Source organism: Actinomadura rudentiformis, from assembly GCF_008923185.1.
GTDB lineage: Bacteria > Actinomycetota > Actinomycetes > Streptosporangiales > Streptosporangiaceae > Spirillospora > Spirillospora rudentiformis.
This window is the reverse complement of record NZ_WBMT01000010.1, coordinates 78,238-99,248: the sequence shown is the minus strand read 5'-3', so window position 1 is coordinate 99,248 and position 21,011 is coordinate 78,238. Positions and strand designations below refer to the sequence as shown.

The 21,011-nt window shown below is 71.5% G+C and carries 24 protein-coding genes; 7 read left to right on the top strand and 17 right to left on the bottom strand.

Going from position 1 to position 21,011, the window contains the following annotated elements:
- Window positions 1–26: 26 nt before the first annotated feature.
- Window positions 27–620, bottom strand: coding sequence for an ATP-dependent Clp protease proteolytic subunit (locus F8566_RS21775; RefSeq protein WP_151562690.1), 594 nt, complete (start codon window positions 618–620; stop codon window positions 27–29).
- Between the two features lie 89 nt (window positions 621–709).
- On the opposite strand from F8566_RS21775, the gene F8566_RS21770 reads away from it, so the two are divergent.
- Entirely contained in the window at window positions 710–1,651 is a 942-nt protein-coding gene (locus F8566_RS21770; RefSeq protein ID WP_151562688.1) for a LysR family transcriptional regulator, read from the top strand.
- Window positions 1,652–1,663: 12 nt separating this feature from the next.
- On the opposite strand, the gene F8566_RS21765 is transcribed toward F8566_RS21770, so the two are convergent.
- The 3 genes from F8566_RS21765 to F8566_RS21755 are packed head-to-tail and all read right to left on the bottom strand — an operon-like array spanning window position 1,664 to window position 4,411.
- Window positions 1,664–1,903: a hypothetical protein gene (locus tag F8566_RS21765; protein ID WP_192809795.1), complete on the bottom strand. Its 240-nt coding sequence runs from the start codon at window positions 1,901–1,903 to the stop codon at window positions 1,664–1,666.
- Window positions 1,890–3,494, bottom strand: coding sequence for an ABC transporter permease (locus F8566_RS21760; RefSeq protein ID WP_151562686.1), 1,605 nt, complete (start codon window positions 3,492–3,494; stop codon window positions 1,890–1,892). The genes F8566_RS21765 and F8566_RS21760 overlap by 14 nt, the downstream gene beginning before the upstream one ends.
- A complete protein-coding gene (locus F8566_RS21755) occupies window positions 3,491–4,411 on the bottom strand; it encodes an ABC transporter ATP-binding protein (RefSeq protein ID WP_449692258.1) in 921 nt (306 codons plus the stop codon). The genes F8566_RS21760 and F8566_RS21755 overlap by 4 nt, the downstream gene beginning before the upstream one ends.
- A gap of 86 nt (window positions 4,412–4,497) precedes the next feature.
- Between F8566_RS21755 and F8566_RS21750 the strand changes: the two genes are divergently transcribed.
- A complete protein-coding gene (locus tag F8566_RS21750; RefSeq protein WP_225993393.1) occupies window positions 4,498–5,004 on the top strand; it encodes a GbsR/MarR family transcriptional regulator in 507 nt (168 codons plus the stop codon).
- A gap of 72 nt (window positions 5,005–5,076) precedes the next feature.
- Entirely contained in the window at window positions 5,077–6,768 is a 1,692-nt protein-coding gene (locus F8566_RS21745) for a coiled-coil domain-containing protein (RefSeq protein ID WP_225993392.1), read from the top strand.
- A gap of 163 nt (window positions 6,769–6,931) precedes the next feature.
- Here F8566_RS21745 and F8566_RS21740 read toward each other — a convergent pair whose 3' ends face one another.
- The 3 genes from F8566_RS21740 to F8566_RS21730 form a co-directional block, all read right to left on the bottom strand.
- Window positions 6,932–7,147, bottom strand: coding sequence for a hypothetical protein (locus F8566_RS21740; RefSeq protein WP_151562682.1), 216 nt, complete (start codon window positions 7,145–7,147; stop codon window positions 6,932–6,934).
- A gap of 165 nt (window positions 7,148–7,312) precedes the next feature.
- Window positions 7,313–8,002 carry a hypothetical protein gene (locus F8566_RS21735; RefSeq protein ID WP_151562680.1) on the bottom strand — a complete coding sequence of 230 codons (690 nt, stop codon included), beginning with the start codon at window positions 8,000–8,002 and terminating at the stop codon, window positions 7,313–7,315.
- Window positions 8,003–8,142: 140 nt separating this feature from the next.
- Window positions 8,143–8,658: a hypothetical protein gene (locus F8566_RS21730; RefSeq protein WP_151562678.1), complete on the bottom strand. Its 516-nt coding sequence runs from the start codon at window positions 8,656–8,658 to the stop codon at window positions 8,143–8,145.
- Between the two features lie 109 nt (window positions 8,659–8,767).
- On the opposite strand from F8566_RS21730, the gene F8566_RS21725 reads away from it, so the two are divergent.
- Complete coding sequence (locus tag F8566_RS21725) at window positions 8,768–9,664, top strand: arginase family protein (RefSeq protein WP_151562675.1); 897 nt, start codon at window positions 8,768–8,770, stop codon at window positions 9,662–9,664.
- On the opposite strand, the gene F8566_RS21720 is transcribed toward F8566_RS21725, so the two are convergent.
- From F8566_RS21720 to F8566_RS21705, 4 genes are all read right to left on the bottom strand, one after another.
- Window positions 9,585–10,970 (bottom strand): AAA domain-containing protein, encoded by a 1,386-nt coding sequence (locus F8566_RS21720; protein ID WP_151562673.1) that lies wholly within the window; start codon window positions 10,968–10,970, stop codon window positions 9,585–9,587. The genes F8566_RS21725 and F8566_RS21720 overlap by 80 nt on opposite strands.
- Entirely contained in the window at window positions 10,967–12,439 is a 1,473-nt protein-coding gene (locus tag F8566_RS21715; protein WP_151562671.1) for a hypothetical protein, read from the bottom strand. The genes F8566_RS21720 and F8566_RS21715 overlap by 4 nt, the downstream gene beginning before the upstream one ends.
- Window positions 12,440–12,521: 82 nt before the next feature.
- Entirely contained in the window at window positions 12,522–13,610 is a 1,089-nt protein-coding gene (locus F8566_RS21710; RefSeq protein WP_151562669.1) for a hypothetical protein, read from the bottom strand.
- Window positions 13,607–14,458 carry a hypothetical protein gene (locus F8566_RS21705; RefSeq protein WP_151562667.1) on the bottom strand — a complete coding sequence of 284 codons (852 nt, stop codon included), beginning with the start codon at window positions 14,456–14,458 and terminating at the stop codon, window positions 13,607–13,609. The genes F8566_RS21710 and F8566_RS21705 overlap by 4 nt, the downstream gene beginning before the upstream one ends.
- 175 nt (window positions 14,459–14,633) lie before the next feature.
- Here F8566_RS21705 and F8566_RS21700 point away from each other — a divergent pair, with 175 nt between their 5' ends.
- On the top strand, window positions 14,634–15,077 hold the full coding sequence (locus F8566_RS21700; RefSeq protein WP_151562664.1) for a CBS domain-containing protein: 444 nt from the start codon (window positions 14,634–14,636) through the stop codon (window positions 15,075–15,077).
- 44 nt (window positions 15,078–15,121) lie between these two features.
- Here the strand turns inward: F8566_RS21700 and F8566_RS21695 are convergent, their stop codons facing one another.
- Both F8566_RS21695 and F8566_RS21690 read right to left on the bottom strand, forming a co-directional pair.
- Entirely contained in the window at window positions 15,122–15,733 is a 612-nt protein-coding gene (locus F8566_RS21695) for a class I SAM-dependent methyltransferase (RefSeq protein WP_151562662.1), read from the bottom strand.
- 35 nt (window positions 15,734–15,768) lie between these two features.
- Entirely contained in the window at window positions 15,769–16,161 is a 393-nt protein-coding gene (locus F8566_RS21690; RefSeq protein WP_151562660.1) for a VOC family protein, read from the bottom strand.
- Between the two features lie 67 nt (window positions 16,162–16,228).
- On the opposite strand from F8566_RS21690, the gene F8566_RS21685 reads away from it, so the two are divergent.
- The gene (locus F8566_RS21685; protein WP_225993391.1) at window positions 16,229–16,912 is read left to right on the top strand and encodes a histidine phosphatase family protein; all 684 of its coding nucleotides are present in this window, start codon (window positions 16,229–16,231) and stop codon (window positions 16,910–16,912) included.
- 89 nt (window positions 16,913–17,001) lie between these two features.
- On the opposite strand, the gene F8566_RS21680 is transcribed toward F8566_RS21685, so the two are convergent.
- Both F8566_RS21680 and F8566_RS21675 read right to left on the bottom strand, forming a co-directional pair.
- Window positions 17,002–17,868: an NAD(P)-dependent oxidoreductase gene (locus tag F8566_RS21680; protein ID WP_192809794.1), complete on the bottom strand. Its 867-nt coding sequence runs from the start codon at window positions 17,866–17,868 to the stop codon at window positions 17,002–17,004.
- Between the two features lie 27 nt (window positions 17,869–17,895).
- Complete coding sequence (locus tag F8566_RS21675; RefSeq protein ID WP_264159370.1) at window positions 17,896–18,699, bottom strand: alpha/beta fold hydrolase; 804 nt, start codon at window positions 18,697–18,699, stop codon at window positions 17,896–17,898.
- Here F8566_RS21675 and F8566_RS21670 point away from each other — a divergent pair.
- Window positions 18,682–19,230, top strand: a complete 549-nt coding sequence (locus F8566_RS21670; RefSeq protein WP_225993390.1) for a TetR/AcrR family transcriptional regulator — start codon at window positions 18,682–18,684, stop codon at window positions 19,228–19,230. The genes F8566_RS21675 and F8566_RS21670 overlap by 18 nt on opposite strands.
- Before the next feature lie 196 nt (window positions 19,231–19,426).
- On the opposite strand, the gene F8566_RS21665 is transcribed toward F8566_RS21670, so the two are convergent.
- A complete protein-coding gene (locus F8566_RS21665; RefSeq protein WP_151562654.1) occupies window positions 19,427–20,461 on the bottom strand; it encodes a phosphotransferase enzyme family protein in 1,035 nt (344 codons plus the stop codon).
- A gap of 81 nt (window positions 20,462–20,542) precedes the next feature.
- The gene (locus F8566_RS21660; RefSeq protein WP_151563088.1) at window positions 20,543–20,947 is read right to left on the bottom strand and encodes a nitroreductase family deazaflavin-dependent oxidoreductase; all 405 of its coding nucleotides are present in this window, start codon (window positions 20,945–20,947) and stop codon (window positions 20,543–20,545) included.
- Between the last annotated feature and the right edge of the window lie 64 nt (window positions 20,948–21,011).

Genomic DNA, 21,011 nt, shown 5'->3' with positions numbered 1-21,011 from the left:
CACAGCTCACCCCATAGTCACACCGGTCAGACGCCCGCCTCGGCGGGGATGCTGGGCACGCTGCCCACCACCTCGTCCACGAAGCCGTAGGCCTTGGCCTCGTCGGCGGTGAACCAGCGGTCACGGTCGGAGTCGGCCTCGATCCGTTCGACCGTCTGGCCGGTGTGGTGGGCGATCAGCCGTTGCATCGTGCGCTTGGTGAAGAGCATGTTCTCGGCCTGGACCGCGATGTCGGAGGCCGTGCCGCCGATCCCGCCGGACGGCTGGTGCATCAGGATGCGCGCGTGCGGGAGGGCGAAGCGCTTGCCGTGCGTGCCCGCGCAGAGCAGGAACTGGCCCATGGACGCGGTGAAGCCCAGCGACAGCGTCGCCACGTCGTTCGGGATGTACTGCATGACGTCGTAGATGGCCATCCCGGCGGTGACGGAGCCGCCGGGCGAGTTGATGTAAAGGTGGATGTCCCGCGTGCGGTCCTCGGCGGACAGCAGCAGCATCTCGCCGCAGATCCGGTTGGCGATGGCGTCGTCCACCTCCTGTCCCAGGAAGACGATGCGCTGCTGGAGCAGCCGCTGGAAGACCGGATCACCGATGGAGAGCGCGGGGGTGGAGTCGTTGGTCATGGCATCAGGAAATCCGCTGCTCAGGCCGCGTGTCCAACAGCTCTTGGCGAGGCTTTGACAACCGCGGGTTGTGAATCGATGCTGAGATCATGGACGTGGATCTCCAGGGCATGCGCGCCTTCGTGGCCACCGCCGAGGAGATGCACTTCGGCAGGGCGGCCGAACGGATGTACCTCAGCCAGCAGGCCCTCTCCAAGCGCATCCGGCGCCTCGAAGAGGCGCTCGGGGTGCCACTGTTCGAGCGCACCACGCGCCGCGTCGAGCTGACTCCGGCGGGACGCCGCCTGCTGCCGAAGGCGAAGGACGCGCTGGCCGCCTTCGAAGCCGCCGTGGACTCGGTGCGGGAGAGCACCGGGCGGTTGCGGGTGGACGTCTATGACGAGCGGTTCAGCCCCCTGGGCGTGCTCCGCGAGCTGCTCGACCGCGACCCGGAGCTGCGGATCGAGCCCAGCATGCGCCAGGGACTCGCGGTCGCGCTGCCCGCCGTGTGGAGCCGCGAGATCGATGCCGCGTTCGGCCAAGTCCACGATCTCGGTGCGCCCTTGCCGCCGGAGCTGGACCATCGGCTGTCGCACGTCCAGCCGATGTACGCCTTCGTCGGCGGCGACCATCCCCTCGCGGACCGGGAGACGATGCGGCCGGAGGAGTTGCGCGAGGCGGGGATCGCCATGCCCGATCCGGGTGACGCCACGGAGGCTCGCGGTTTCCTGACCCGGCTCGCGCGGCGGTTCGGCATCCCCATCCGTTTCACCGAGCCCGCCGTCGGCCTCCGCCACTATGGCGAGCTGGTCCGCCGGGAGGGCCGCGCGGTCGCGCTCGGTGAGGCGTCCATCGAGATACCGCGGGACTCCGGCCTGCGCCGCATCCGGCTCGTGGACCCCGTGCCGCTGGCCCCATGGTCGGTGGTCTGGCATCGCCAAAACCGGAACCCACAGCTCCGCCGGATGTTGCGGCTGCTGGGGACGCCGGAACTCCCGCCGCGTGACGATCCCGGCTACTGGCTCGCCGAGCCCTACCGGCCCACTGGCTGAGTCAGCGCTGAATCAGGTCCTGTGGCCGGCGAAGAGCTCCAAGTGCGCGCACTGGCGGCACCGGAAGGCGTCCACCTGCCAGCGTTCCTTGCCGAACCGCTTCGCGCCGCCGAAGGCCCCGCGCTCCAGAGGCCCGGCGATCCAGCGCGCGAAGCCCTTGGAGGACTCGCCCGCGTCCTCGATGAAACCCGGCTCCAGGTCGGGCGAGCCGCACTCGGTGCACCGGCGATCGCCAGGCTCAGGTGCTCTCAAGATCGCGGCGGCGGAAGCCGTAGAGACCCGCGACGACGAGGATCGTGGTCAGGCCCAGCAGCCAGGCCAGCGGCGCCACCTGCAGCTCGCCCCCGGGCAGCTTCGGAATATGGGTGAACGGCGAGACGTCCATCACGCTCTGGCTGAGCTGGAGAACGGCGCCGAACTGACCGAGCAGGAAGAACAGCGCCAGGGCCGCCCAGGCGACGGCGGTGAGCCGGGGGAGCAGCCCGAACAACGCAAGGGCGATGCCGGTGAGAAGCCAGACGGCGGGCAGCTGCACCAGCGTGGCGCCCAGAACGCGCGGCAGCTGACCGCCCACGTCACCGGAGTTGATCCCGTGCGCGAGGCCCACGGCGAGACCGCTCGCCAGCAGCGCGACGGTGGGGCCGAGGAGCGAGAAGGCCAAGTGGCTGGCGACCCAGCCGATCCGGCTGGTGGCGGTGCCCAGCACCGGCTCGGCCCGGCCTGATGTCTCCTCCGTGCGCATCCGCAGCGCGGCCTGGATGGCATAGCCCGAGGCGATGACGCCCAGAATGCTCAGAGAGGAGGCGAGGAAGGCGTCGATGAGCCCCTCCTGACCGCCGATCCGGGTGAAGTACTTCTCCAGGTCGGGGTTGTCCTCCACCATGGTCTTGACTCCTTCGGCGACGCTGCCGTACACGACGCCCAGAGCGCCGAGCCCGACGGTCCAGCCGAGCAGTGCGGCCCGGTGCAGCCGCCAGGCCAGGCCCAGCGGGGTGGACAGTCCGCGGGCCGCGGTGGCGGGGCCGAGCCGCGGCGGCAGGAAACCGGCGCCGACGTCGCGCCGCGCCGACAGCGCGACCGAGGCGTAGACCAGCGCCAGGATGAGCACGGCGAACAGGGCCAGCACCCACCACTGCTCGCCGCCGTACGGCCGGAGGCGATTGCCCCAGCCGAGCGGGGACAGCCATGCCAGCCAGGACAGGCCGCTGTCCTTTCCGCCGACGTCGGCGGCGAGCCGCACGACGAACAGCACCCCCAGCGTGCCCAGGGCCAGCCCGCGTGCGGCGCCCGAGCCCTCGGTGAGTTGTGCGGCCACGCCGGCGATGGCGGCGAAGACGATGCCGGCCATGGCCAGCTGGAGCCCGAAGGCGGCCGATCCGGCGGCCGGCAGGTCCTGGCCCGTCATGCCGAGGGCCAGCAGGGCGCCGATCACCAGGTTGGCGGCGATGGTCACGATCAGCGCCGCGGCCAGCGCGGCGTGCCGCCCGACCACGGTGGCGCCGACGAGTTCCCGCCGGCCGGCCTCCTCCTCGGTGCGGGTGTGGCGGATGACGGTGAGCGCGCTGACCAGGCCCAGCATGACCGGGACGAACCCGGCGCGCTGGACGACGATGCCCCCGATGCCGTTGTCCCACAGCTGGCCGTACAGCGCCAGGAACGTCGGGTTCGTCCCGCTGGTGGACGCGTACTTCGCCTGGTCGGCCGCGGTGGGATAAAGGTCGCGGATGGACGCCACGAAGCTGATCGGAATGAGCCCGAACAGCAGTGTCCAGATCGGCAGCAGGACGCGGTCGCGCCGCACGACGAGCCGCACCAGGCCGCCCGTGCCGGTGAGGGAGGTCATGACGCGGCCCCTTCCGCGTTCTGCACGGCGAGGTCGTCCTCGTAGTGCCGCAGAAACAGCTCCTCCAGGGTGGGCGGCTGGCTGGTGAGGCTCACCACACCGGACTGGACGAGCTGCTTGAGAACCGGGTCGAGCTTGACGCTGTCGACCTCAAGCTTGATCTTGGTGCCGTCGATCTCGATGTCGTGCACGCCGGGCATCGTGGACAGGCCGTTCGGCGGGCTCGAGAGCTCGGCCTGGATCGACGTGCGGGTCAGATGCCGCAGCTCGTTCAGCGTTCCCGACTCCACCGCGCGGCCCTTGCGGATGATCGTCACCCGGTCGCAGAGGGCCTCGACCTCGCTCAGGATGTGGCTGGAGAGCAGGACCGTGCGGCCGCTCCGGCGCTCGTCCTGGATGCACTGCTGGAAGACCTCCTCCATCAGCGGGTCCAGGCCGGAGGTCGGCTCGTCCAGGATGAGCAGCTCGACGTCGGACGCGAGGGCCGCGATGAGGCCGACCTTCTGCCGGTTGCCCTTGGAGTAGGCGCGGCCCTTCTTCCTCGGGTCGAGCTCGAACCGTTCGAGGAGATCCTGGCGACGCTGCCGGTTGAGCCCGCCGCGCAGCCGGCCCAGCAGGTCGATCACCTCGCCGCCGGTCAGGTTGGGCCACAATGTCACGTCGCCCGGCACGTACGCCAGGCGGCGGTGCAGCTCGGTGGCCTCCCGCCAGGGATCGCCACCCAGGAGCTCGGCACTGCCGGCGTCGGCCCGGAGCAGTCCGAGCAGGACCCGGATGGTCGTTGACTTGCCTGAGCCGTTCGGGCCCAGGAAGCCGTGCACCTCCCCACTGGTGACGGTGAGGTCGAGCTCATCGAGCGCGCGCGTGCGGCCGAACGTCTTGACGAGGCCGCGCACAGAGATGGCGGTATTCATAATTCAGAACGTACACTAGCTTCACGAAAACGTGAATCTTGTGAATTGGGTAAACTGAGGAGGTTGCCGACCTGGGGAGATGATGCCGAGTGACCGACCCGACCCCGTCCGTGCGCGACGGCGAGGCCGTGTCGAGATTCGTCGAGCGGTTCGCCTCGGTCCTGGTCGAGAGCGGCTGGCCGCGGATGCCCGCACGGGTGTTCGTGGCGCTCATGGTCACCGACTCGGGCGCCCTCACGGCCGCCGAGCTGGCCCAGACGCTCCGGGTCAGTCCTGCCGCGGTGTCCGGCGCGGTCCGCTACCTCACGCGGCTCCACCTGGTCATACGGGAACGCGAACCAGGCTCGCGGCGCGACATCTTCCGCGTTCGCGACGAGGCGTGGCAGGACGCGCTGGCCAACCGGGACGCCCTCCTCGCCCAATACTCCGGAAGCTTCGCCGAGGGGGTGAGCGTGGTCGGCCGCGAGACCCCCGCCGGTCGCCGGCTCACCGAGGCGATGGAGTTCTTCGAGTTCCTGCGCAAGGAACTCGACGGCCTGATGGACCGCTGGAGAGCCCATCGGGACGCGCCGCGACCGGATGGCCCGCCCGCCTGATCAGAACGTGGGTGATCCCATATACCCCCCAAGTCACTGCAGCCTCGCGGAAGTGTGCGTATCGTTCATCCCATGCCAAACAGCGATGAGCGCGACAATGGCGGCCTCGGGGAGAAGGCCGTGACCTCCAAAGCCGCGGTCTCCGATGACGGCACCACGCCCGAGGAGCAGGCGAACGGCACCGCCAAGCCCGCACCGAGGGCGGAGACGGCGGTCGCACGCGTCGGCGATCCGGTCGCGGTGTGGCCGTGCGCCAACTGCGGCCGCCCCGTCCCCCAGCCCGTCGGAGCCGTTCGCACGATTCGCTATTGCCAGGACAACGACGGCGCCTGCGCCCGCGAGGCGCTGGAACGCCGCGAACGCGGCCGGGACGCGCCAGGCCTGACCGGCCAGGTGGCCTCGGCCTGGGAGATGGTCGAACGCCTGGAGCAGACGGCCGACCTCCTCGCCGAATCGCTGACCTCCGAGCTGAGCGTCGCGGGCGTCGAGAAGCGCGTCGCCGAGGTGCGCGCCGAGGCCGCCCGCGAGCTGTCGATCGCGCAGAACGAGCGCGACGCGTCCCAGCGCCAGGCCGAGGAGGCCTGGCAGGAGGCGGCCACGGCCCGGCAGCGCGCCGAGGCCGCCGAGAAGGACGCCAACGGCGCCCGCGAGGAGGCCAAGCTCGCGACCGCCAAGCGCGACGCCGCCCAGCAGGCCTGGGAGGAGGCGCACCAGATCGCGCAGCAGGCGGTGTCGGCCAAGCTCGCCGCCGAGAGTGAACGCGACCGCATCGCGGCCCGCGAGACCGAACTGCTCGCCGCGCTCGAGGCGAGCCGCGCCGAGCTGGTGACCCTGCACGCCAAGCTGGCCGAGACCGAGGGCGCGGTCGAGTCGCACCGCGTCGAGGCGGCGGTGGCCAAGCAGGGGGCCGAGGATCTGCGCACCGCCATGCGCGACGCCGAGGCGCAGCGCCAGCGGGCGATGCAGTCCGCCAGCAAGGCCGAGGCCGAGCGCACCGCCGCGCACCGCGCGAAGTCGGAGGCCGAGGCCGAGGCCGCGCGCGCCGCCTCGCGCGCCGAGGAGGCCGCCAAGGAACGCGACGCCGCGCAGGCGATGGCGCAGCAGGCCGTGGCCGAGCGTGACGAGCTCAACACCACCATCAGTGACCAGGCGCTCCAGCTGCGCCAGCTCTCCCAGTCGGTCGCCGAGCAGCAGGCCGCGCTCACCGCGCTGGCCGAGGAACGGGACGCGGCCCGCGCTGAGGCCGACCGCGCCCGCCGCCAGATCGACCAGCTGACCCACAACACGCTCTCGTCCAACATCCCGCCCGCGGGAACGCAGCACCAGGGTGTCCCCGCCCACGGGACCGCGGCGTCGCCGCTGGGCGCGCCCCCCGGACGATCACAGACCGGCGGCTACGCCCAGCCCGGCGAACCGTCGTTGCGGAGCGGCCCCTACCCGACGCCTCCGCCCAACGGTCTCGGCCAGCCCCCGGGGCCCGGCGGCAACCCGATGAACGGCGGCGGCCCGATGAACGGCGGCGGCCCGATGAACGGCGGCGGCCCGTTGAGCGGCGGCAACCCGGCGAACGGCGGCAGCCCGTTGAACGGCGGGCACCCGGCGAACGGCGGCAACCCGTTGAACGGTGGTGGCCCGTTGAACGGCGGGCACCCGGCGAACGGTGGCGGCCCGGCGAACGGCGGGCACCCGGCGAACGGCGGCAACCCGCCCCTGCGCGACGATCTCGTGATCGACCGCGAGGACCCCCTCTTCACCGGTCCCTGACCGGCCCGCCGACCAACACCCTCAGCCAAGACGGCCGTGAGCCTGGGGCGGCGCGCCGTAGCAGCTGACGTCGAGATACGCCCCAGACCAGTGGCCGCAGCGGGCGTGCAGGACCGCTACGGCGTCAAGCGGCGCGGGGTGCTCAGGCCGCCCGTGTGATCTTTCAGCGGTGCCGGGCGATCAAGTAGATCACCAGGAGAGAGGCGCTGACGATCAGGATGGCGTGCAGCCGCTCCCGGACCGCCGCCTGACGCAGGTTGGAGACGCGCTGCCGTCCGACCCGCACGTCGAAAATTGCTCGGCGGGCACGTTCCCAGGAGATGCCCATGTAGGCCGCGAGCGCCGCCACACCGAGGATGAGGAATCCACTTCCGCTCATCTGGCCCGACCTCCGTTGGTCGCGGGTGCTCAGACTGAACGCATTGAAGCCATCCTGCCCCGCCGGATTGGCGTCACGCGACACATTTTCGACGCCTCATCCGAGAAGGGGGCGGGCGTCGCCCCACCAGGGGACGGAAGTCCTGCTCCGCCCGGGACTCCGGTCTCACGTCCTGAAGCGGTCAGGCTCGATCTCGATCCAGATCTGCTCCGCGCGGCCGAGCAGCCGCCCGTCCGCCCCGTACGCCGCCGTGGCCGCGTGCAGTTTGCGGCCCTCGCGGCTGCGCGCCAGCCCCATCACGACGCACCGCTCGCCGGGCGCCGGGAGATCGGTCACCTGAGCGGTCATCGTGCCGAGCACCGCCGGGCGGCCCGCCGGGTCGAACGCCCAGCCGCCGGGGCAGTCGAGTGCGGCCCACACCGTCTCCCTCGCCACCGCCTCGGCAGGCGTCCAGGGGGAGGCCACGATGCCGTCGCCCACAGGGCCGGGCTCCAGCCTCAGGCCGTCACCGGCCTCGCGGTCGGGGCCGCACGCGAAGCAGCGCGGGAACGGGTGGTTTTCGGTGGTCCGGAACTTCTCCGCAGCCTCCAGCGCCGCCTCGTACGGCACGGGTGGCACCGGCGGCACCACGATCGCGCCGGCGAGCGCCTCGGCGATCAGCAGCTCACCGTGCCACAGCCGCACGCTGTGGCCGCGGTCGTCCTCCTGCGTGACGGACAGGGGAGTGGCCAGCGGCGGCGGGAGGCGCAGCGTCACGGTGACCGTGTCGGCCGCCACATGCCCGGCCAGCAGCCCCGCGACGTAGCCGCCGTTGCCCGAGCCGTCGGGCCCGCAGAACCGCGTCTCGATGAACACACCAACCCCCGGAAGTTCGGAATCCGACCAAAACGCGAACGATCCTATTGAGGTGGTCGGACATTCCCGAGCCCGGGGGTCCGTGCACGCCTCACCGCTCGACGTGCGGTTGGACGTTGCGGGGCGGGCCGGGGTTCAGGTCAGATGGCGCGGGACGGCTGGGGGCGGCCTGGTCGGGTGGTGAAGAACACCGAGAACGAACCCTTGAGACGGGCGCGCACGGTCTCCTCGTCGACAGGGCCGTCCGCCGGAACGGGGGTGAGCTCCAGGGCGCGCGCGATCAAGAGCTCGATCTTGCGGTCGGCCACGAGGACCGAGCAGGTGTCGCAGGAGTACCACGGGTAGAGCATGTTGAGCACGGCCACGGCCGTGTCGTCGTCGGACAGCTGGGTGGTGTCCAGCTCGACCTCGAACATGTCCGTGTCCTCGGGGTCCAGCGTCGGGTAGTAGAGCCAGCTCGGGCCGGGGACGCCGCAGAAGTCACAGTGCTGGTCGCGCGGCGCGGGGCTGCCGACAGCGAGCTCCAGCTCGTGGTCCCAGGGCTCCACCCGCTGGTTGTGGCGGTATCCCACCCCGTCCAGCGTGCCTTCCCGGTTGTGCGTGACGTCGTGCACCTCACCGCCGCAGCCGGCGCACATGAAGCCGATTTCCTCCATGCCCCCTCCGGTGATCGCTGTGGCACCGGATCTCACAGTATCCGGCACCGGGCCCGCCCCGTACCCGGCTCACGCGGGGAGGGCGGTTACAGGTGGTAAAGATAGGCACATGCTGGACATCTCGGTGGTCGAAGTTCCGCAATGGCAGGGGTCGGGTGTTCCGGAGGCGCGCGCCCGGCGGCTCGCCGACGGCGCACACCTCCTGGCGGAGGCCGTACCGGCGGGCCGCCGGTACACGGTCACCGTGCCCGACGAGGCGGGAGCGGAAACCGGTGACGTGCGGGGCCTGGACGTCCTTGCCGGGATCGCCGAGGGCGCCCGCGCCGGCATCACGGCAGCCGAAGGTGAAGTCGTGGTCACTGTCGGTGGTGACTGCGGTGTCGAGCTCTCTCCGGTGTCGGCGGCCATCGCCCGGCATGGGGACGCACTCGCCGTCGTCTGGTTCGACGCCCACGGAGACCTCAACACCCCGGCGTCGTCACCGTCGGGCGCGTTCCACGGCATGATCCTTCGCACGCTGCTGGGTGAGGGACCCGGCGAGCTGGTCCCCGCGCGCCCGCTGCGCCCGGCCCAGGTCGTGCTCGCGGGCGTACGGGCGCTCGACCCGGGGGAACGCGCGTACGTCGAGGCCACCGGCATGCGGCACGTGACCGTGGACGCGCTCAAGGATCCCGCCGCCGTCGTCGAGGCGGTCGCCGCCACCGGCGCGCGGGCCGTGTACGTCCACATCGACCTGGACGTTCTGGACCCCGGATCCTTCGCGTCGCTCAGCTGTCCGGAACCCGGCGGCATCACTCCGGCCCAGCTGGGAGCCGCCGTACGGGCGCTCGCCGGACGCTTCGAGATCGCGGGTCTCGGCATCACCGAATACCAGCCGGACCGCCCCCAAGACCAGGAGACGCTGCGCGCACTCGTGCCAGGGCTCCTCAGAGGTGCGAGCGGACGCGGTGGGCGGCGAGATGGGCGAGCACGGACTGGTTGGCCTCCCAGCCGTCCGGGAACTTGACCGGCACGCCCAGGTGCACCGGCTCGGTCGACGGGTGCGCGTCCAGCAGCTCGGGGATCCCGGCGCGCGCGACGACGATGCACGCGTGCCGATGGCGGGACGTGAGGACGCACAGCCGTCCCGACTCCAGATGGAACGCGGTCGCGTCGCGGCGGCCGGAGAGCGGATGCAGGACGACCGTCACGTCGTACTCGCGGCCTTGCAGGCGATTGGCCGTGTCCACGGTGATGCCCGCCCCGTGTTGCCCGAGCATGGCTCGGATGGCCGTGACCTGGTCGCGGTGGGCGGCCCCGATGGCGATGCGGTCCGCGCCGACGGGGGACGTGCCGAGCTCCGAATGGGCGACGCCACCGCGCTGCAGCAGCCGCACCGCCAGTGCCGCCGTGGCCTGGATCGCCTCGCCGTCCGTACGGAGCGCGTGCCTGGCGGGAAGCTCGTACAGAGCCCAGCCACTCGCGGCGGCCTCGTCCAGCGCGCGGTCATAGGTGGTGCCCATGCCTCCCGCGCCGAACTCCAGCCGGCGGTCGCCCGGCCCGGTGCCCGACCGGAACCCGGTGAACGGGTAGAACGCGTCCGACACCACCGGCGCCGCCGAGGCGGGAAGCCGCCACGAGACCGGCAGCCGGTGCACGGGCAGGTCGGGATTGTGCGCGAGCAGCACCGAGACGGCACTGCGCATCGGGTCCCAGGACAGCCCGGCCCAGCGTTCGACCTCGACCGTGGAGAACGGGTCGAGCTGGCCCGGGTCCCCCACGAACAACGCCCGTTCGAAGCGGCCCGCGATGCGCAGCAACATGTCCGAGCGCATCTGGTACGCCTCGTCCACGATCGCCCACGGCCACGAGCCCTCGGTGAGCGTCGCCCACTTGGCCGCCGTGGCGATCACCACCGTACGGTCGGCGAGGTCGTCGGCCTTCGTCGCGACGCGCACCGACGCGTGCCCCGTCACGCGCCCGGACGGCACGTAGGTCGAGGCCGAGAGGCGGCCGAGGCTCACGTCCGGGTGTTTGCCCGCGATCCGTTCGATCAGGTCGTCGACCTGCTCGTTGGTCTGCGCCACGATCATCAGACGGTCGCCCGCGGCGGCCAGATGCGCGGCGGCGCGGACGACCAGCGTGGACTTGCCCGCGCCGGGCGGCGAGTCGACGACCACGCCGCGGTGGCCGCCGTGCAGGTCGGCGAGCACGTCCTCGACCACCTGGTTCGCCGCCGCGGACGGGTCGAGGTCCGCGCGCGCGGCGTCGAGGTCCGTGCGGGCCGTGTCGACCTCGGTGCGCGCCGGGTCCCCCGCCGTTGTTTCGATCATGACCACTCCTCCGCCGCGTCCTCGTCCGTCGGCACGTACTCCTCGGGCGGCCCGCCGTGCGTCCACGGCGTGTCCTCCCGTTCGGGAAACTTCGCCGCGCCCCACGAGCCGGTGCCGAGCGAGGTGAAGCACACCCGCCGGCCGGGCTCCGGCACGACACCCGGCTCGGGGACCAGCTTGCGGCCCATGCCGCCGGTCAGCTCCAGCAGCACCCCGCCGGCCGCGTCGATCTCGATGATCTTCCCCTTGAGCGCGGGCCGGGCGGCGTCGCAGACGGTCGTGCCGACGTCCAGCTGGAGCGGGTCTTCGGTGGCGACGCGGAGATGCGGGCGGAGCTTGGGACGCCTGCCCGACTCGTCCAGCCGGGTCGGTTCGCTCTCGGTGACGACGCCGCCGAACGCCTGCCCCGCGAGCCGGTGCTCGGCCATGACCAGGGGATCGTCGAACGCCCGCTGAGCGTCATAGGCGTCCTGCGCGCGTTCGAGGTCGTGCAGGCGGCGCGCGGCCCGGACGGCGGGATCGCGGCGGGCCTGCGGGTGGCTCTCGTCGAACGTCGAGTGGTACCAGGTGAACGAGTCGCGGTCGCGTTCCCAGCGTGCCGCGACGCTCGCGCCCTCCGGCAGCGCCCTCAGCAGCCCGATCGCGTCCCACATCAGCTCCCACGTCGGCCTGAGCTGGCCGTCCAGGACGGAACGGACCCGTTCCTCCGCACGGTCGTCGCCCGACTGGTCGTAGGCGGCGATCGCCGGGGCGAGCACCTCGTTGTCGAACGTGGGATCGGTGGCCGGCCCGGCGGGCGGGCAGGTCACCGGGTCCTCGGCGCGGGCGGCGGCCGCGGGGCCGTCCAGCCCGTCCGGTGGATCGATCCAGCCGAGGAGCGCCGCCAGGTTGCCGTCCTCCAGCGAGCTCTGGCCGGTGGCCCAGTGCAGCCGCAGGGTCTCGGTCATCGTCATGAGCAGGCACGCGCCCGGCTTGTCGTGCCGGTCGGCGAACCACGTCAGCCAGCGGCCGAGCCTCGGCACCGCCGGATCCACCGCGTACGGCCCGTCGGTGCGCCGGAACCGCGTCGAGCGCCCCAGCATCCGCAGGAACCCGACCCCGGCGCGGTTGGGCACCAGGAGCTGCGGCGCGCCCCCGTACCGGACCCGTTCCTCGCCGTCCTTTCCGGGCGGCAGCTCCTCGGTCGCGCCGCGGCTCGACTCCACGTACTCCAGCACGAGCTTGGCCAGGTCGGCCGCGAACGCGAACCGCAGATCCCGGTTGCGCGGCTGCGGGACCACGAGCAGGGTCGGCTCGGCGCGCTCGGTGCCCAGCATGACCGCGAGCGGCGCGGCCGCCTCACCGGCGAGCTTGAGCGGCACCATGACCAGCGGCTCGGCGGCGACATGGCAGTGCCGCACGGTGGCGAGCGGCTGGGCGCGCCCAGTGGCGACGGCCTCTAGCTGCGCCAACGAGGAGAGCACACTCATGCGTCCTCCCTGCGGCCGGAACGCCCGCTCATGCTGTGCTCCTTGTGGGGGGACGACCCCCCACGCCCCCCGGATCGCTCGCTCATGCTGTGAGGGCCTCGCGGCGCAGGCGTGCGGCCGTGCGCAGCCGTTCGGCGGTCTCGGCGAGATCGGGCGACGGGTCGAGCGAACCGTCGGCGAGCGCCAGCGCGGTGCCGATCGAGTCGACGCCGCCGAGATCGTCGCGGACCGCCTTGCCGAGCACGCCGGTGCCGCCGCACGCGCGCGCCTCGTCCCTGCAGAAGAACGCCATCTCGCAGCTGGCCATGCACTCGGGCGCGTACCGGGCCTCGACCGTGCGCACGGCGTCCGGGAGCTCCTCGGCCTCCAGTTCGAACGTCAGATCGTCAGGGAGACCCCCGACGATCTGCTCGACGCGGGTGAGCCGGGCCAGCTGGCGTCCGAGCACCGCCAGTTGCGGACGGACGTCGAGCGGTGTCGCAGTGGGCCGGTTGGAGAAGTTCTCGGGGCAGACCAGGAACACCTCGTGGGACACCCGTTCCGCGGGAGCGCCCAGCTCCTCCAGCAGCCTGCGCAGCGCCAGCACGTACACCGCGGACTGCCGGGCGGCGGCCGCGACCTGTTCGGGCTCGGCCTGCCCGTCGATGACGGCGAACGACTTGATCTCGATGATGTGGAAGCGGCCGCCCAGCTGGAACGCGATGACGTCCGGCTCCAGGTAGGCGGGCTGCCCGGCGATGTCCAGCCGCAGCAGTGGATGGTCGAACAGCGTGCCCTCACCGCTGCTCAGCGCCCGTTCGAGCAGCCGCCGTGTGCGCGCGTGCCGGAGCTCGCGGCTCTCGTTGCCCGCGACCACTTCGAGGTCGTCGTAGGCGACCTCGGGCACGTCCAGTCCGAGGCGGTCGCGGAGCAGGGTGAGCAGCTCGGCGCAGCCGTCGGCCTTGACCTGGGCCTCGAACGCGTTGCCGCGGGTGATGGCGAACTGCGACTGGCCGAACGGAGCGGGGAAGCCCAGCCGGCGGGCGACGGCGTCCTTGTCCACCCCCGCGGCGTCCATGATCCCGCGCCGGGCGCAACCGGGGTTGGCGGTCAGCGCCGCGATCGTACGGGCGTCATGGTTGCGGGGCTCGGCGCCACCGCGCAGGCGTTCCAGTGCGCTGTCGTGCGTCATCGCGTGTTCTCTCCGTCGGTGGCGTTGCCGCTGCCGGTCCGGCGCAGGGCGTGCAGGCGGCTGCCGAACAGCCGTCCGGCGTCGTCGAGCTGGGCCAGGGCGCGTTCGGCGGCCCGCTCCCGCTGGTGGCGGTCGGCATCCCGATGAACGTCCAGCTCAGCCCGGGCGGCCTCGGCCAGCACCGCCGGATCGACTGTACCGACCGTCCCCGCCGTCGCACCGGGAATGTTGGCCGCGAAACGCCACAGGAGCCGCTGCACGCCGGAGCCGTCCGGACCGCGTCCGGCTTGCTCCGCGACCCGGATGGCCGCGGTGAGGAAGTCGGCGCGGGCGCTGAGCGGGCCGACGATCCGCTGGGCCTGCGGCCAGGTGCTCACCGCGAGCAGGCCGCGGGCAGGGGAGAGCAGGTCGGCGGTCAGCGCCGGACACAGGTAGAAGGGCCGCGCGTACGGTGCGGTCCGGAACGAACGTTCCTCGTCGCGGCGCAAGCTCGTCAGCCGTGACCCGGGGATATCGCCAGGGAAGAACGCCGCGTACACCGAACCGATCAGCTTGGGCGCGGCGGGTGCGCCGAGCAGCGTAAGGGCCTGGTGGACCTGGTCACGAACCGGCACGAGCGGGCGTCGCACGTCGTGCGCCGGGCCGCCGGAACCCAGCACGGCCTCGTCCCAGGCCTCCTCGGCCTGGCGCAGCTCGCTCCGCAACACCCGCGCGGCCTGCCGGTCGCCGTTCGCGATCGCCCTGCGGACCGCTGCGCGCAGGTCACCGATGCGAGCCTCCAGCGCGTCAGTCGCTGCGGCCGTCTCCGTGGTCGTCTCTGCGGGGGGCACGTCGGGGGCGGCGGGCATGGCGGAGACTGTAGCGCGGGCTCCAGACAGTTCCAGTGATTTCCAGCTTTAGTGCTGGTCGGCGGCTTGCGAGGCTTTGCCTGAACGGAACATTCTGTGACATGGCCTTTGCCCTAGAAGGTCACGCAAGGGGGAATCGTCTGATCGACACCAGATCTTCAACTGAGGGGGTTTCATGACCACGGCACGCGACATCATGCATCCGGGCGCCGAATGCATCGGCGAGGACGACAACCTGCTTGACGCGGCCCGGAAGATGCGCGAGCTCGATGTCGGCTCGCTGCCCATCTGCGGCAACGACGACAAGCTTCACGGCATCATCACCGACCGCGACATCGTGGTGGGGTGCATCGCCCGGGGCAAGGACCCCGCGAAGGTCAAGGCCGGTGAGTTCGGCCAGCAGCGACTGCACATGGTCAGCGCCACCGACGACGCCGACGCGGTCGTGCGGATGATGGAACGGCACCAGATCCGCCGGGTCCCCGTCATCGAGAACAAGCGCCTCGTCGGCATGATCAGTGAGGCCGACCTGGCCCAGCATCTGCCGGAGGAGAAGCTGGCCCGGTTCGTCGAGAACGTTTACGCCCCGAGCCGCAGGGCCGGCAGCACCACAGGCTGACGCCGCGCCCGCCGACGCCGGCCGCGTGCCGTCCAGACGGCCGCTCAGCGGGGCTTGCGCCAGGCGATCGAATAGCGCCACAGCAGATGGCGCCGGAAGACCGCGCCCGGCAGCAGCCGCAGCGACTCGTCGCGCACCTCGCCCCACGTCATCGTGGGGTCGGTGACCGGTGCGTCCGGGTTACCCGCCACGCTGCGGTTACGCAGCTTGTGAAAGTAGTGCGCGGGGACCCCGGCCGCGCCGAACGCCAGGTCCTTGAACCCGGCGTTGCCGGCCAGGCTGATCACGACGAGGCTGCCGCCGGGACGCAGGGCCCCGGACATCGCGGTGATGGCCGCCGTGAAGTCCATGTGGTGGATGGTCGCCACGCTGCAGACGAAGTCGTGGCTCTCGGGCTCCAGGTCGTACACGAGGAAGTCGGCTTCGACGAAGTCGACGTTGTCCAGCCCGGCGCTCAGCGTGCGCGCCCGCTTGACCATCTCCGGCGCGCGGTCGATGCCGGTGACGTGTTCCGCGCGCCGCGCGAGCTTGCGCACGAGCAGGCCGTCGCCGCAGCCGACGTCGAGCGCCTCACCGCACCCGCGCGGGACCGAGCTGAGCACGAGCCGGTGGTAGTGGGTGTTGTGGTTCCAGTACGCGTCGGGCGGGGACGTCATCGTGCTCCCTGGTTCTCAGGAGGTGCGGGCTGCTCTCAGGGCGTGCGCTGGTCGCGGCGCAGCGGGTGGTCGTCGGGGACCTCGACCAGCACGATACGCACCCCTTCGGGGTCCTTGATCCACATTTCGAGCAGCCCCCATGGCTCCTTGCGGGGTTCCCTGGTGATCGTCACTCCGGCGGCGGCGAGGCGCTCGTGTTCGGCCCGCACGTCGCGTACCTGGAGCCAGATCATGGGTGCGCCGCCCTCACCGGGGGAGTGGCCGCCGGAGACCTCCAGGAAGCCTGAGCCCAGGAAGAAGACCACTCCAGGAGACTCCGGCGGTCCGAACTCACGGTAGACCGCAAGCCCCAGCACCTCGCGGTAGAAGTGGCGGCTGCGTTCAGGATCCGCAGGGCGCAGCAGGATCCGGCTGCTCAGGACCTCCATGATGGTTACCTCCCTGCCCGCCATCCTCTCTTGTTGGCGACATCCTGGTCATGCCAGCCTGTCCCTCGTGCGCGTATGGTTGATCAGGCACGGCGAGAGCGAGTCCAACGCGGGCTTGCCGACCAATGGCCCCGGTTCTTCGCCGCTCACCCGGCTGGGCCGTCATCAGGCTGAACGAGTCGCCGCCTCGTTCCAGGAGCCGCCCGAGCTCATCGTGAGCTCGTCGTTCATCCGTGCGCGTGAGACCGCCGCGCCGACCCGGGAGCGTTTCCCCGAGGTGCCGTACGAGGAATGGCCGGTCCAGGAGTTCACCTACCTCGGGAGCCTGCACGGGCCCAGCACGACCGGTGAACAGCGCCGTCCGTTCGCCGACGCCTACTGGGAACGTTCCGACCCCGTCTACGTCAACGGTGGCGGCGGCGAGTCCTTCCGCGACCTGATCGTGCGGGCCCGCGCGTGCGTGACCCGCTTGACGGAACGCCCGGAAGAGGGGCTCATCGCGGTCTTCACGCACGGGATCTTCATGCGGGCACTCCTCTGGTCCCTCTTCACCGGCACCGTCGCCCCGGACGCCGCCGCCATGCGCGCCTTCCGCACGTTCACCGCCACCTGCGTCGTACCGAACGGAGCCATCGTCGAGCTGCGCCCGGGCGGCCCCGAGGGACTCCGAGCGGTGGCCGGAGCCACAGCCCATCTCCCCGCCCCACTGACCTCCTCGCCACCTCCCATAGCCGAGCCGACCTCCCCCTAGCACGCCCCCCAAGCCGACCGGCCCCGCGTCAAGTCAGGGCGTGTCCGTCGGTGAGCCCGGACACGCCCCGCGGCTCAGCGGCGGATGGCTCAAGCCGGGAAGCTGGCGAAGTAGCTCGCGGCCATGTCCTCGTCACCGTGGCCCAGTGCGAGTGCGCGGCGGAAGCGTTCTCCCGCTGCCTCGGTCATGTCCAGCCGGACGCCCGCTCTCGCGGCCGCCTCGGTGATCAGCCGCGTGTCCTTCTCTGCGTTGCGCACGGCGAAGCTCGGCGTGTAGTCGTCCGAGAGGATCGCCTTCAGCTTCGCCTGCAGGTAGGGGTTGTCCATCGGGCCGCCGGTGATGAGCTCGCCGAAGAGCGCGGGATCGAGGCCCAGGGCCTTGGTCAGCGCGACCGACTCGCCGATGATCGAGGTCATGGCGATGGCGAGGTTCACGCCGGCCAGCTTGAGCCGGGTGGCGGTGCCCTCGGCGCCCTCGGTGCCCAGCCACATCGTCTTCTTGCCGACCGCGCCGAACACCGGCTCCAGCGCGGAGCGCGCCGACTCTGGACCGGCGGCCAGGATGACCAGCCGGCCGTCCTCGGCGGGCTGCTTCGTCCCCTGAACGGGAGCGTCCACGAATGCCAACCCATGCTCGGACGCCAGCGCGGCCATGGGCAGCAACGCGGCCAGGCCGACCGTGCTCATCTGCGCCCAGATCTGCCCGGAACGGAGCACGGGCACGGCCGACTCCATGGTCGAGAGGACGGCCTCACCATCGTTCAGCACCGTGATGATGACGTCCGCGTTCTCGACGGCCTCGGCGGGCGATCCGGCCACGACCGCGCCGTCTGCCGAGAGGGGCTCCGCCTTGGCCCTCGTACGGTTCCAGACGTTGACCGCGAGGCCCTCCTTGAGGAGGTTGCGGGCCATCGGGGCCCCCATGATCCCGGTGCCGAGCAGCGCGACGGTAGGCATGATCTCCTGCTTTCTTGTTCGAAATGGTCACATGAGCCTTCCCGCTGCGGGCCGGGGAGATGCCGTTTTGGCCAGGAAGTCGGCGATCGTCGCGGCGAGCTCGTCGGGACGGTCCTCGGGGATGGCCGTGTAGCAGTCGGGGATCGTGACCAGGCTCGCGTCGGACAGCGCTCGCGCGAGCCGTCGCCCGTCCTCGGCCGGGAACAGCCGGTCGTCCCCGGCCCGGACGACCAGCGCCGGACCGGTGAACTCGCGCAGCCGTTCCGCGGTGTTGCGCGTCCAGGCGCGGTCGAGGTTGAACAGCAGGTCGCGCATGTCCCGCCGGACGCCGGGGCTGCGCAGGCCGGGCTCGATGTACGAGCGCATCGCCGCCTCGTCGATCGGGTGCTTGGCGAACCATCCGTACGCGAAGGGCAGCCGCCGGAGGGCCCGGACCCGCATCGCCTGCAGGGACAGCCAGGGCATTCCCGGCACGTACGCGGACGCGACGACGAGCCCGAACGGGCTGGGCGGGAAGACGTCGAACGCGTCACACGGCGTCAGCACGATGCGCGCGAGGCGTTCGGGATGGTCGACCGCCGTGCGCTGGACGACCGCCCCGCCCGAGTCGTTCCCGATCAGCGTGACGTCGCGCAGGTCGAGCGCGGCCAGGAAGTCGGCGACGATCTGCGCCATGCCGGGCAGGGAGAAGTCGGCCGGCCGCCTCAACGGAACCTCGTGCGACCCCGCCGGCCAGTCGGGGGTGACGCATCGATAGGTGGCGGCGAGCGTGGGGACGACCTTGCGCCACAGATCCCCGTTCACCAGGAAGCCGTGAACGAACACCAGCACCGGGCCGTCCTCCGGGCCGGTGACCCTGTAGCGGATGACGCCTTGGGGAATCCGTGCCGCCGCGAGGCCCGCGTCACCCGCGGCGCCCTCTACCACCACTTCCGCAGCAAGCAGGAGCTCTTCGAGGCCGTCTTCGAGGAGGTCGAGCTCGGCGTCGTCGACAAGGTCGTCGCCGCCGTCGCGACCCAGAGCGACCCTTGGAGCCAGGCGATGGCGGGGATCGACACCTACCTCGACCTCTGCCTTGAGCCTCGTACGCAGGAACTGGCTCTCCGCCAAGCCCCCATCGCCCTGGGCTGGACCCGCTGGCGCGAAATCGAGGAACGCCATGCCCTCGGCTTGATCCGCGCCCAGGTCGAGTCCCTGACGGCCGCCGGGCTCATCCGCCGTCGTTCGACCGGCATGCTCTCCGGCATCCTCTTCGGCGCCCTCATCGAGGCCGCCCTGGCCATCGCCGCCGCTGACGACCGCTCCCAGGCCCGCCAGGAGGCAGGCGAGATCATCCGTTCCCTGGCCGAGGCCCTCCGCTGACAATCGCCTTGCTCCGGTCACAATCGCCGAGCTCTGGTCACAATCGCCTAGCCGGGCATGGCTTGGTCCGACCGCTGCCGACCGCAGTAGCCGCGCTCAGCTAGTTCCAGAGCTACGACTGTCCGGCAGCGCCCTCACAAGGCCGCAGCTCCACACCTGAGGCTGTCAGTACCTACGGCGGAGCAACCCGGGATGCTCAGCCGTAGGCGGGGCTTTCGGCGGGCAGTTCGGTGTAGGGCGCGGCGAACAGGTCGAGCGTGAGCTCAAGGTTGGCGGACCACCACGTGACCAGGCCCGCGTCGGGCGAGGGGAGACCGCGCCTGGCGCTCCGGTCGTGGTCCAGGTAGCGATCGCGCAGGGGCTCGACGTCGCACAGGCGTTCCCACCACACGCGGTGGACAGCGGACTGGATCTGCCCGGCGTCGAGCGGGAAGGCGGCGCGGTGACCGCGGACGAAGGCCCGTACCCGGTCGAGGTCGAGTCCGCGCTCGTCCTCGTCGGCGAACAACCGGCCGGCCGCGCGGACAAGCTCGCCCGCGACCGGGCCCGTGGTCAGCGCGTCCCAGCCCAGGACGGCGGTCACGTTGCCCGACCCGCCGTAACGGAGGTTGCCCTCGTGGAAGGCGCCATGCAGGTGGCCGACCGTGGTGACCTCCATCTCGGGCGGCTGGTGGTCGGTGAACTCGATCAGGAGCGCGCGGCGTTCACGCAGGCGGCGTTCGGTGAGGGCGTCGAAGTCGTTCCCCTCACCGGGCAGCGCGTCGAGCATCTGGTCGACGGCCGCCACGGCGTCCGCGGCGCGCGGGGTGGGGATCAGCATGCTCTGCTGGACGGGCTCGGTCAGCCGGTCGAGCGCGGCGTGCAGGTCGCCGAGCAGCTCACCGAGCCGCTCGCACTGCCCGAACGTCAGCTCCAGACCGTCCCGCCGGCGCCCCGAGACCCATGGATGCAGCACGTATCCGAGGCCGCCCGCGGTCACCAGCGTGCGGCCGGCGCGCGCCGGTACCGGGGCGAGCACCGGCAGGCCGGCCGCGTCGAGCGCGGTGGTCACCGAGTGCCGGAAGAGCAGGGCGCGCCGGTCGTACACCTCGTACTCCCGGAGGAAGTACGAGGCGTCGGCGGTGTCGACACGCCAGCAACGGCCGTCTCCGACCGGGACCGGCGGCTCGGCGTCCCCGATCTCCCAGCGCCTCAGCAGGCGGGGCGGCGGATCGTTCTGTGACGTCGGCACCTCGGCACCTCAGCTGCTCGAACGAATGTTCACACGCTGACGGTACACGCCCCTGTGCGCCTGGCGAAAGCGAACCGCGGATCAGCTGGTGCGTTCAAGGATGACGACGGGAATCTCGCGGTCGGTCTTCTTCTGGTAATTGTCGTAATCGGGCCAGACGGCCGTCATCTTCTTCCAGAGCCCGGGCTTTTCCTCCGGGGGCGCGGTCCGCGCCCGCGCGGTGAACTTGTCGCCCTTCACCTGGACCTTCACCTCGGGGTTCGCCTGGAGATTGAGATACCAGGCGGGCGGCTTGTCCGCGCCGCCGTTGGAGGCGACCACGAGATGATCGTCGCCGTTCTTCTGGTAGATCAAGGGCGTGGTGCGCTCCTCGCCGCTGCGACGCCCGACCGTGGTGAGGAGCAGGGTCGTGGTGCCCTGCCATTCGTGCCCCTCGACCCCGTCGGTCTCCTGGTAACGCTTGACGTGCTCTTTGCCGAACAACATCGTCGTTCCCTTCATGAATATGGACGCTGAGGGGGTCCTTCCCTCCTTGCCGATCAATACGCTG